Annotated in this window: 13 protein-coding genes; 6 read left to right on the top strand and 7 right to left on the bottom strand. The window is 37.1% G+C overall.

Features of this window, described 5'->3' with window-relative positions:
• Positions 1-427, top strand: a 427-nt coding sequence (locus AMDU4_RS10330; RefSeq protein ID WP_290705021.1) for a hypothetical protein, incomplete at its 5' end; no start/stop codon positions are given.
• On the opposite strand, the gene AMDU4_RS10325 is transcribed toward AMDU4_RS10330, so the two are convergent.
• From AMDU4_RS10325 to AMDU4_RS10295, 7 genes are all read right to left on the bottom strand, one after another.
• A complete protein-coding gene (locus AMDU4_RS10325; protein WP_021787921.1) occupies positions 333-1,112 on the bottom strand; it encodes an ATP/GTP-binding protein in 780 nt (259 codons plus the stop codon). The genes AMDU4_RS10330 and AMDU4_RS10325 overlap by 95 nt on opposite strands.
• A 19-nt stretch (positions 1,113-1,131) precedes the next feature.
• Positions 1,132-4,374, bottom strand: a complete 3,243-nt coding sequence (locus AMDU4_RS10320) for a DNA polymerase II large subunit (RefSeq protein ID WP_021787920.1) — start codon at positions 4,372-4,374, stop codon at positions 1,132-1,134.
• A 1-nt stretch (position 4,375) separates the two neighbouring features.
• Positions 4,376-4,564, bottom strand: a complete 189-nt coding sequence (locus tag AMDU4_RS10315; protein ID WP_021787919.1) for a hypothetical protein — start codon at positions 4,562-4,564, stop codon at positions 4,376-4,378.
• 24 nt (positions 4,565-4,588) lie between these two features.
• Positions 4,589-4,744: a hypothetical protein gene (locus AMDU4_RS10310; RefSeq protein ID WP_290705018.1), complete on the bottom strand. Its 156-nt coding sequence runs from the start codon at positions 4,742-4,744 to the stop codon at positions 4,589-4,591.
• A gap of 174 nt (positions 4,745-4,918) precedes the next feature.
• Positions 4,919-5,251, bottom strand: coding sequence for an SCP2 sterol-binding domain-containing protein (locus AMDU4_RS10305; protein ID WP_021787918.1), 333 nt, complete (start codon positions 5,249-5,251; stop codon positions 4,919-4,921).
• Positions 5,232-6,845 (bottom strand): glutamine hydrolyzing CTP synthase, encoded by a 1,614-nt coding sequence (pyrG, locus tag AMDU4_RS10300; RefSeq protein WP_342765605.1) that lies wholly within the window; start codon positions 6,843-6,845, stop codon positions 5,232-5,234. The genes AMDU4_RS10305 and pyrG overlap by 20 nt, the downstream gene beginning before the upstream one ends.
• Before the next feature lie 244 nt (positions 6,846-7,089).
• The gene (locus tag AMDU4_RS10295) at positions 7,090-8,451 is read right to left on the bottom strand and encodes an MFS transporter (protein WP_021787916.1); all 1,362 of its coding nucleotides are present in this window, start codon (positions 8,449-8,451) and stop codon (positions 7,090-7,092) included.
• A gap of 362 nt (positions 8,452-8,813) precedes the next feature.
• Between AMDU4_RS10295 and AMDU4_RS10290 the strand changes: the two genes are divergently transcribed.
• Genes AMDU4_RS10290 through AMDU4_RS10270 form a run of 5 tightly spaced genes read left to right on the top strand, consistent with a single transcriptional unit; the run spans position 8,814 to position 11,672 of the window.
• Complete coding sequence (locus AMDU4_RS10290; RefSeq protein WP_021787914.1) at positions 8,814-9,290, top strand: hypothetical protein; 477 nt, start codon at positions 8,814-8,816, stop codon at positions 9,288-9,290.
• An 18-nt stretch (positions 9,291-9,308) separates the two neighbouring features.
• On the top strand, positions 9,309-10,145 hold the full coding sequence (locus tag AMDU4_RS10285) for a hypothetical protein (protein ID WP_021787913.1): 837 nt from the start codon (positions 9,309-9,311) through the stop codon (positions 10,143-10,145).
• A complete protein-coding gene (locus AMDU4_RS10280) occupies positions 10,135-10,338 on the top strand; it encodes an ATP-binding cassette domain-containing protein (protein ID WP_021787912.1) in 204 nt (67 codons plus the stop codon). The genes AMDU4_RS10285 and AMDU4_RS10280 overlap by 11 nt, the downstream gene beginning before the upstream one ends.
• Positions 10,339-10,396: 58 nt before the next feature.
• Positions 10,397-10,993, top strand: coding sequence for a hypothetical protein (locus tag AMDU4_RS10275; protein ID WP_021787911.1), 597 nt, complete (start codon positions 10,397-10,399; stop codon positions 10,991-10,993).
• A complete protein-coding gene (locus AMDU4_RS10270; RefSeq protein ID WP_021787910.1) occupies positions 10,962-11,672 on the top strand; it encodes an ABC transporter permease in 711 nt (236 codons plus the stop codon). Before AMDU4_RS10275 ends, AMDU4_RS10270 begins: the two co-directional genes overlap by 32 nt.
• The last annotated feature ends 472 nt before the right edge of the window (positions 11,673-12,144 follow it).

Below are 12,144 nucleotides of genomic sequence, written 5' to 3'. Positions count from 1 at the left end.
CAGGAGGGAGAGCGATGAACGTGCAGATCTGCACAGGAACATAATGGAACGCAGGAAAAGGATAGAGTCACTGCAGGTGAGGAGGGGAATTAAGAAAAGCATAGAATCTATTGCAGGTTCATACATGAGGTATATCACATACAGGATTGAGAACAATGCAGTTGTAACCAGTGCAAGGGACAATGCTATATCTGCTGCAGAGAACAGGATGGGAATAATCCTGCTAGTATACATGCACAGGGATGCCATAGAGAAGGCATTTCATGTGCTCAAAACTGATATGGATATATTTCCCGCAGATGTGTTCTTTCCCTATTCCCGTAATGCTTGCCTCAGTCATCCCGGTACATTGTATCAGTATCCTCTCCTCCCTCGAAGAAATTGGACATATCCGTATAAACGTCCTCAAAGCCGAACATATCCTTAGAAGAAACCGGCATTATTTTATTAATGATATCTGAATCTCTTAGTGCTGTTATGACATTCAGAAAATAATCTTTAACGGCATCCGTATTTTCATCCCTGAATGCGTCATAGAGAAGATCCGGATTCTCCTCCCATTCTGAAATCTCCTTGACCTTGTCCTCTCCTATCAGATCTATTTTGTTCAATATAAACATCATGGGAACATAAAATCTGGAGTATACAGAGCCGAAAAGCATTTTTTCAGATATGAAGCCGGATGGTGTCTGTGAAACCATTGAATCTGCCATGAAAGCTATCATTGCTTTTTTATCCGCCAGGGACTTTACCAGCAGGGGGCTTCCAGGCCTGAAACTGAAAAGCTCTATTTGTCCTGGTGTATCGAAAATAACATAGTATTCATCATATAGGTCTATTTTGGACTTTATCTTGTCAATATTGTCCAGAAGAAGATCCGCTGCAACTACCTGTGCCCCGTTTGGACCAAGTGAATATGCGGACATAACCTCATTTAATGATATAAATTCCCTTATGTCGATGTCCGGTTCATATGGCAGATATTCCGCCCCCGGATCCAGATTTACTATTATCGCATCATACTCGTTCTGTATAAGCCAGTCCTTGAATGCACCACAGAATGTTGATTTACCAGTTCCAGCCGGCCCGGTTACAAATAATGACCCTATCATATGTGTTTATTGCTTGTCGTTATTTAAATGATTCCAGTGTGGTTTCTTCTGCCTTTGCCGGTTCAGATACATCAAATGTGTTGTCTATGGAATCTATAAGGCGCCTTATCTGGTATTGCAGGTAGATGGGTAAATTATACTCATCCATGACCTTTTCAGTTTCCTTGAGATATTTTATAATGCTTCCGTGGTGTATTGTCAGTATTATATTGTCTGATCCGCATTTAAGGCATTTCCCGGAAAGTGGGACGCGGCGGAATTTTGTATTGCATTTTGTGCACCTGAACTCCTGTGTGAAGAAACTTCTCATGTTTCCGAACATATCTGGAAGGAAATGTGATGATATGACCCTTGCAGCAACATCGTTTTCGTCAACTGACATTAGCTTTGTTGCCAGGCCAAGCTGTTTTTCAATCTTTTCCTGCATGGAATCTATGGTTTTATACGCTGACATTAACACTCCCTCGTTGAGGTTTGAGGTATCAAAAGAAAATCCAGAGTTCGTGTATATTCCCTGCGTTTCGATCTTTGACTTCATTGTGAGCATCAGATTTTCAATCTTGGAAGGGGGTGTGCCCTTCTCTGTTTCTTCATAAAATTCAAGCGGGTATTTCCAGAGGGTATCCACATTCATTGCCTCCTTATCTACCTCCTCCGGGTCAAGAAGAACGGTAAGCACGAGTGGTGCATCCATTAACCCCCCTGTGGTCGAAGGAAGGAAATCCCTTGAAAAATCCAGTAGCCCCTCGAGGAGAAGCATAATGCTGTCCTCATCCCCATCGCAGTTCCTTCTCTTTGCCGCATGATAGAAAGGATGGGCATAGCATCCGCTTACCCTGGAAAATCCTATTATTCTGGATACTATTCCACCAGAGGTGTGTGGTGCCAGTCCAATAACCAGCTCGCCGATAAGGTCGTTTATGTCATGGCATGAATAATAGGGCTGAAGATTGTAATATCTTACCAGCATGTCGTCCACAAAATTAGCCACATTTAACAGGTATTTTGCTGAATCCTCTGGTATTATAATGTCCTGTGGATATATCTCGTTCAATTCCTGATCCGGATATCCCAAACCAACAAGTTGTTCTGATGAAAGATTAAGCTCACTTTTCTTGAAATGGGTTATGGGTATATCTGACATATCATATCTGCAGGTTCCGTCCTTGTTTATACTTATATCATGTATGGATCTTAAAATACCCTTTTCCAGAGGTTCTACTGCGCTGTTTTTGGACATTAATTTCTTAACCCCCTTAAGATCCTTTACCTGTTCAGGTTTTATGTTCAGCCTTGATTCGGCTCTTTCCAGTATTGCGCTCAGGTCTATATTCATTTTTTTAATCTTTTTCTGGTTATATGTAACGGAACCACAGTTTTCACATACTGTCAAAGGTGTTTCATTTCCACAATTTTTGCATATCCTCTCGTTCAACTCTATTGCATATTCACTTTTGTTCTTTGCAGCATTTAATATGGAACGCCTGTTGTCACCGTAATTCAGTATGGGGAACAATGAATGGACCTTTGGCTTCATTTTCCGGTCACCGGCCTTCTCTGGTCTTCCAAGCCTTGCTCCCACGCGTACAGGTGACCTGGCCTTAATTATCATTCCTGAGAGCTGGTTCACAGCCTCTAGTGCCTTATCAGAATTGTAAGACCCTTTCTTTACAATTATGCTATTTTCTATTGAAAATCCCGTTGACACAAGAAGCGGATAATATTCATCAATTTCAAGTGAGCCTGATTCAGGCCTGAATTCTATTCCCAGTTTTATTAAAATATCCTTTGCATTATTGTCAATATAAAGCCTGTCATCATGCAGGCGGGATCTTCCAAGCATGGATATAAGCGAATTTAGCTCATCTACTGTAATGTCATGCCAGTAATAATCATATTCTGGATATAAGGGTATATTATATTTTTTTGATATTTCTACTGCCTCATACTGGTCTGGCTTTGTTTCCATATACTTTTTCAGATCTTCATTAAGGTAGTAGGACCACCATTCCACAGTGAATGGGGACGTAACAAGGTTTTTGTTGTTTTCAAGAAAATCTCCATATGCAATGAGTATTTCTCCAAGATCTGTTATTACAGCTATATCATCCTTTACTGCCTCTGCCTCCTCAATGGTTTTGATTTTTTTATGTTCTCCACTTTTAAGCAGCACTGTTGGGCCATCAATGGTGTCGCATGGTGTTATAGCTGCTGCCTTGCCTGGCAGTTCCACCTTTATCTGGGACCCTATTGCTATGAATTTATCCACAATATACATTGAAACAGGATTAATAGATGCAGCCGCCAGACCGGAAAGCCTTGACCTTCCATACCTCAGCCTAAACCCTCCTGCCCTGTTGGGGTATCCAAAGACAGGCCTTCCAGCAATTATGTCCCTGAGGTATTTCTGTGAATTATCTCCCTTTTCTTCTTTTTTGTTCTTTCCTATGTTTTCAAGTATATTCCATTCCTTCATATTCATAAGGCTGGTATACTTCAGAACTTTCCTTGATTTCTGTATAAGCCCCTCACAGAGGACAAGACACATGCCCCCGCGGATCCGGTTTGTGGGTATTCTCTTCATGTCTCTGTGACCTGATATTTCCTCCTCTTCGCTGCCCTCCCCGTCTATCATTACAGGTGAGTTCCCGATGACCAGGCGTATTTCCTCAGGAGTGGGAAGATATTGAAGGTGTTTCGACCTGTTATATGCCTGTATCTCCTCAATATAACGTTCTATTTCCTCCTCTGTTGCCTTAAAACTTCCTATATTGAGTTCCCTCCGGACAATGTCGGCCATGAGTACACTTAATGCCTGTGCTGTGCCTCCAGCACTTCTTATAGGTCCTGAATAAACAATATCAACATATTCAGTGCCATCATCATTTGAAACTATGTTTATTTCCTTGATTCCCTCAAGAGGGGCAACAAGTATTCCCTCAGTAAGTATGGCAAGTCCAACACGGACGGATTTTTCAAGTGCAAGCCTTCTATCATCCTTAAGAATCTCGGCAACTTTTCTGGATATCTTGAGCGATACCTCCTCCCTTGAAAGTGTTTTGCTCAATTCCCTTATATCATCTGCTATTCCATCAATCTGTATTAACTTCTCAACCCTTTCTGCCATATCGTTTGCGAGGGGTATTTCGACATCTGTTGAAACATCCTTCCCAAGGGAACGTGCCTCCTCAGCAATCTGATAACACTCATTTACCTTATTCCTGAGTATCCGGTTATATTTATCAAGGTTATGGTCTATCATCTTATATCCCCGGGGAGACCCCATGCAAAAACGTGGGGAGGACTTGTGTAGCAAATCTCAATCCCCTGCCGTATTTGACCAGTTTGACCTTCTTAGCGCTTATACCCATCTCCTTTTCTCCTCCTTTTGTAAGGATTGATTTTCCATAATTATGAATCCCAACAACACTGAATTTTTCATGATCATACACAACCACACCTCCTGGCTGTAATCCCTATCTTTTCTTTCTTATTGATGGGCTGAACCCATTTCTGCTGGTTTGACGTGAACGATTATTTCCCCTTCTCTGTGTTGCATGGAAAACAGTGGATCTTGCCTGCATGTTTCCTCCAGCTATGATGAATGCATCATTGGCATGACTCTTATCCATCCCAGGGGATATGTGGTTTCTCTTTGTAATGTACCCGAATGTGTGCACTGATTCCGTAACCTGAGTGAGCTTCTACCCTACAATATTCATGAAAGCTGCATATTTTAATGATTTCAGTACCATCCTTCATACTTAAGGATATCCGAATTCTTCTGCAGTGATGGGTAGTTGACACTACGCTTTCAGTAGATCGCTCAATAATAACTTATCCATAAGCGATGATTTTATTTTTATCTGCTGTTTCATATATGCATCCATGGCGTTGACTTCCTTTGATAAAATCTTGTTGAAAACATCGGAACTGACAGTTACTGTAATATCTGCATCTATCTTTCCCTCCTGTGGCTCTGTTATATGCCCATTTTCGACCTTGAAATAATAAGAATCCTTGTCATCGAATATTATATCAATGCTTTTAGTGACGCTCTGGAGCTTTTTTGCATATGTCTGATCATTTGCTATCTTATCATTCATTTTTTTTACTAAATTATTCAGCACTTCTTTCATAAACATTACCTCTTTTTTCCTTTCTGTATTCCAGTGATTTTTTTATGAAATATAAATGTACCTTTGAGGGATTTAACGGTCTTGACTGGAACTCGGCATGGTACTGTGTTGCTATGTAGTTGTCCCTGTCACTGAGTTCCAGGATTTCCATTCTTATTTTCTCATCATCAGTTCCTGAAAATACCGCTCCAGCCTTTTCTAGCCTTTCTATATAATTTGGATTTACCTCGAATCTATGTCTATGTCTCTCGCTTATCTTTTCAGATTTATACAGGTCATATGCCAGTGTGCCTTTTTTTATGAGAACGGTTTTAGCGCCCAGCCTCATTGTGCCTCCAAGATCCTTTATGCCCTTCTGCTCCGGCAATATATCTATAACCGGGTTCAGGGTATCAGGTTCAAATTCTGTGCTGTTGGCGTTCCTCAGGCCAAGTAAATCCCTTGACAGTTCTATGATTGATGCCTGGAATCCAAGGCATATGCCCAGGTAAGGAACATGGTTTTCCCTGGCATACCTCGCCGCAGCTATCTTGCCTTCAACACCGCGGTAGCCAAATCCCCCGGGTATAAGTATTCCATCAAGGCCATCCAGCTGTGCCGTACTTTTAATCAGATTGTCAGAATCAATCCACTTTATATTTACTTTAATCCCTGTGTTTCCAGTAACATGTGAAAAGGCCTCTTTGTGGCTTATATAAGCATCCTGCATATCCACATATTTTCCGATAAGGCCAATGGTAACCTCTGTTAAGGGATTGTCTATGTTGTCTGTGAATTTTTTTAAGGTATAATTAAGCTCATGGTCATCAAAGTCAAATAATTCCCTGGTGTATTCCAGTATATTCTGCTCTTCCAGTACCATTGGCACAAGATATACATTGGATACGTCATAAACACTTATTATACCGTTTTCCTCAACATCAGTGAAAAGTGATATCTTCTTCCTTGCATCCCCGTTTAGCGGACGTTTTGACCTGCAGAACAGTATATCCGGCTGTATACCTATAGCCCGGAGCTCTTTGACACTGTGCTGTGTTGGCTTTGTTTTCTGCTCAGATCCTGATTCTGGCACCAGCGTTACATGTCCAAAAATAACGGAATCATGCCTGTTGGATTTCATCTGCCTCAATGCCTCAAGAAATGGCATTGATTCTATATCCCCAACGGTGCCTCCGACCTCGATAAGTGCTATGTCATAACCATCAGCCGCCTTTCTTATGCGGTTTTTAATTTCATTTGTAATATGTGGTATAATCTGGACTGTACTCCCAAGATAATCACCGCGCCTTTCCTTTTCTATTACCTCCTTGTATATCTTTCCAGTGGTGATGTTATTGTTTGAGGAGAGGTTAGTATCGAGAAACCTCTCATAATTGCCAAGATCAAGGTCAACCTCACCCCCGTCATTGAGGACAAATACCTCGCCATGCTGGTATGGATTCATTGTCCCTGCGTCGTAATTAAGATATGGATCAATTTTTATGTTTGTTACTTTGAACCCACTGTTCTTTAAAAGATATGATAAGCCGGATGTGATCGTCCCCTTTCCTAATCCGGAAATAACTCCTCCTGTTATTATAATATAATGCATTATTCTATAGTAAAAATCGTTTAATAAATCTTTTCATTGGATGTAATTCCAATAATTCAATAAAATAATAAAATTATGGGAAAAAATTCTGAATATTTTATATTTTTCATATAAAAAACTATAATATTTATTTATATTAAACAAAATGATAATAAAGTTATTTTCTGATTCTATTGCATCCATGGTGCATAGATACCATTTCCGGCATTTTTCAAAAATAAGTTTATACGAAAAAAGTAATATTATTTCATTCTGATATGTCCTCCAGATTCCTCCTGGAAACCTTTGTTCCACCAATAAGCACAAGAAGCCCCGCTATCAAACCTGTTATTCCAATGAAAGTGAAACCAAATGCCCATGAATATGTGGCCACAAGTACAGGCAATAACAGGGCACCAAGGGCTCCTCCACCATGTCCTATTCCATCTGTTAACCCGAACCCCGAACTTCTTGCCCTTGTGGGATAATTCTCTGCTGTAAAGGTGTATGCAACCTGCAGGTACATGCCAAGTCCCAGTGCAGCAAGGAATGACCCGAAATATAGCATGGGAGTCAGTTTGGTAGCCATTGAGAGCATTCCTATAAACCAGACAACAGTAGCCGCAAATATTACGTGTTTCCTTTCGTACCTGTCAGATGTGTACATCATAATAAGTGCTCCAGCCGGATATCCTATAATGGCACCTATTGCTATATACAGAATTGCAGCAGCTACTGAAAATCCTATCCCCTCAAGCAGTGCGGCAGCATCTCCGAGGAAAGCATAATTTCCAATGTACCAGAAAAACCACACAGCTATAAGCAATACCATTCTGCCTGCGTATGGCTTCTTGAGCAGGTATAAGGTAGGGAATTTCGGTTCCTCCACAACAACTGTTTCTGGGTGCGGTTCCGGCAATTTCCCCACTTTCTTCTCCGCGGTAGCTTCCATCATCTCCAATACCTTTTCTGCCTTTGGAATGTTATTGCCCCTTGTAGCAAGCCACCTTGGAGATTCTGGCAGCTCTGTTCTCAAAAATACTGCAATGAAGGCTATTATTGCGCCTATTCCGAATAACCAGCGCCATCCTGTTGGGAATGCCGGAACAAGAAAATATCCAATAAATGGTGTAACTGCCTGTCCAAATATTCCTATCAGGAAGGTGAATACAGTTATTTTACCCCTGACAGCCGCAGGTGCAAATTCTGTGATATATATGGATACCAGGTTAAGGTCTGCTCCCAGCCCTATGCCTGTTATAAACCTGAATATAGTCAGTTCAGGGACATTGAGGGATAATGCATCCCCAAGCGATCCTATTGCAGTAAGTGCCATTGTCAAAATCATGGACCTGTATCTGCCGAATACGTCTGCCAGGCTTCCTATAGTATACGAACCAATTGCATAACCAATAAGGCCTACTGAAAGGGCGATAAAGAGGATAATAGAACCGTGCAGATGGAATTGCTGGTCGATTGCAGGCATTGCAAGGCCTATATCGGATATATCATAAAATGTGAAAAAATATCCAAGCCCTATTATTCCAAGGAAAGCCCTAGGCAAAGACCATACAGGAATCCTGTTAGCTCTTGCTATAATATCTTTAACTTTGTCAAGATTTTCTACCATTCTGGAAAATATTGCAATTATATTATAATGTTGTTATTTTGAAAATAAATAATATATAAATTTTACTTGGTTGAATATCATAATATTAAAATTTAACCGTTATTACAAAAATACTTTCTGTATAATAAATAGTAATTTTTACTAACCACATATAATTAACTTTCTTTTTCCCAATCATGTATTTACCTTTTTATGTTTTTATTTCACTTTTCCTTTAGCTCTATCCTTTATATTATAATGTTATATTAGCGACTCAATTTGTGATATAATAGAGAGCTATTATTATTCACTTAATTGGTAAACTATTTAGCAATATAATTACCGACATATATATATATATATATACATGTATTTACATCATTATGAATAAAAAGAGCATAATAATTTGTTTGTTAATTGTGGCGGCACTAGTAACATTGGTATTTATGCCTTCATTAACAACCACACAGTCGCCTATAAATAATAAAGCAAATGCACAGGGTGTACAGGCATATTGTGGATTCGAATATGGAGCGAAGGATATATTGGGTAAAACCGTAATAAAAGGATCATTTAGTGCTAGCTGGACATACAGTCAGTCTAATGGGAGTTTTATACATGGCTACGATCCCATAAGTAGTGCTCATGCAATCGTTCCATACCTAAGCTGGATACATGTTCACACCCCGGGATGGGGAAGTCCAAAAGCAAATAAGTGGATAGCATATGGAAATGTTGGGTATCATGTTGGTATCTGGTATATATCCATAACAGAGCATTATCATTCAACAGTCACAGTTAAACCCAACTCATACGGTCGAGGAATCCCGGGTATGGCATGGGGTGAGTGTAAATTATAATTTATTGGTGCATAGTTAATGACACAAAAAAAAATTAAAATTATTGCTATTTTAATAATAGTTTTAATAGTGGGAATTCCTATTTCTGGAATATTTACTGTACACAATAGCCACATATATTTTATACTAGATAATAAGGTAAAGCCCTATAAAGCCGGTACCTATGAAAACTATACAATTGTCAATAATGGTATTTACAATGAGGATACCTCTGGATATTTAAATATAACATCGGGAAGTAAGGATATACTAATTAATATGCATCTTAATTATAATAATAGCTGTAATAGTAGCGAGCATATGGCAGAAATAACTACTAACAGAATAATAAATAGAACCGGAAACGGGTTTTATTATAATAATTCAAGAATTATACTGCCATTTTTTTATAACCCAACCTCTCAAACATTAATGCAAGAAGGAAAACAAATAGAAAATTATTCAAAGAAAGATATTGCACACAGCATGATCACTACAGGTGGTGTATATATGTACCATATGGGGATATGCTTATATTCTTCATTTAATAAAAACTCCTCGCGCGGAGCAAGTTCTGTTGGGGTTGCCTATGATGCTCACTCTCACCTGCTGCATTCTATGTACGATCTAGGGGATCCAATTTTAGCGAATATAACTGGGGCTTTTTACAATAACACTTCATATCCAATTGGGATGAATTTATTTCTGGATAAAACAAATATAGTTGTTTTTCCAGTCGACTGGCTATATGTTGGCCTAGTTTATCTTGTTGTTGGTTTTTCCATAGGATTTTTTGTCATAGTTCCTGCAGTGATTATAATGTCTATCAGTGCTTATAGAAAACATAGAAAAAAAGGTCATAAAAATGGGAAATAATATAATAAAATGTGAAAATCTAAATAAAAGTTATGGAGATAAAGTAATCCTTAAAAACGTAAATATAGAAATTATGCCCGGGATAATAGCGCTTGTTGCCCCAAATGGTTACGGCAAAACAACATTTATAGAAATGTGCTGCGGGTTAAGGAATAATTACAAAGGAAAAATCAAAATACTGGCAAAAAAATAGCGAGGTAAAGCAACTTATTGGATTTGTTGAGGATAAACCAGCTTTCCCAGGCAACGTTATGGTAATGGATTACATAAGAATTGTTTCTGCTATATACAAAACAAAAATAGATGATGAAATAATAAATTTATCTGGAATTCGAGAGGTGTATAATTATAAAATAAAAGATTTATCATCGGGATATTTAAAAAGGCTTGCATTTATTATTTCTGTTATCCATAAACCAAAGCTGATATTTGCCGATGAGCCATTTTCAAACGTTGATGTAACTGCCATAAAAGCAATGCAGGAAATGATCATAAAAATTAATGAGAAAGGCACATCAATTTTAATTGCATCGCATGATTTAAGGGAATTAGCAGATATCGCCAATAGAATATTTTATATAAATAATAATGTATTAGAGGAAATAAAATACAAATTTAATAAAAATATGATTGAAGTGTCATCTAATGATAATGATATTTTAAATAGTTACCTTAAGAGTGAGTTTTATGTGGTTAAAAATAAAGATAGCTTAATTATATATTGTGACGATGTCAAAAAAATCTTATTAAAATTATCAAATTTTAATGGAAAAATTATAAAAATAAGGACAATAGACTATAAAGAGGGATTATTAGATGAGCTATATAAAGCCGTTAATGGAAATTGAAATAAAAAATAAAAATCAAGTATTATACTTTATAAGTTTATTTGCCATTTACATATTATTATCAGTGCTGGCTAAATTTGACAAAGCCCCGTATTACATTAAATTTCTTAATTTATCACTAGTTTCCTTTGTGTTTATTGGATTAATAATGTCAATAGCATTTATTGAAAGTGTAAAGAATGACCAGGATAGTAAATTAATTAAAACATATATCACGTATCCATTTTCTACATTAAACTATGTATTTTCTAAATTATTGATCTTCATAATTATGGATATAATTATATTGATTTTTGGCTCTATAACATCATTTTTTATTATAGGCTATATGAATATTAAAGTGCTGGAATTATTACTTTTTAATTCATTTTATATAATATTTTCAATAATATCCATAGGGCTTATATCAGTTACATTGTCAAGATTTAATATATTATCTGAAATCGTTACAATATTCTACTATTTAATAATATTAGTTATTGCACTTAGCAGCATATCAATAAAAACAGTATTAAAATTATTTCCATTTTTTTATTATTTTCAGTTATTATTACATTTTAAAGTTGGATATAATATATCTAATTTAATTTTTATGCCGTTATTATTTATAGTTTTTATAATACTTGCTCTTCTGTTATTTATGTATTTTAAGTGGAAAATATTTTATGATTTTAAGTAATTTTATATTTTAATGCAAGAAATATTAATTTTTCACCTCAAATAATTTTATTTCCACGTCTCCAGATGAATTTACACACTATCTTCTTTCCGCTCATCTATATAGTTCTTTATGTATGGTTATATGATGAAATAACGTAAACGATGCATTTTTACACGATAATATAATAAATTTACAGGAAATTCGATAGCAGCTATTCAAAAGATGGCTTGTGGATACCATAATAGAGAAGATTTTAGAAAAGCAATATACTTCCACAGCGGCAATCTAAAGTTTAACTCAGGGTTCACTGAAATGTCAGTAGATTCACTGTTATTAGGCTATTTACATCAGATTTCATATGGTTTGCCTGCATAACCTGAAAAACAATATTTAAACCGGCCATATGTTTTCAGTTATGCCAACTTTTATATTTTCATGGAGGCTTATAGATTATATGGGAACAATTTTTTACGTGTACCTAAGTCAGGAT

Source organism: Ferroplasma sp. Type II (genome assembly GCF_000496155.1).
This window is presented reverse-complemented; position numbering and strand designations above follow the sequence as displayed.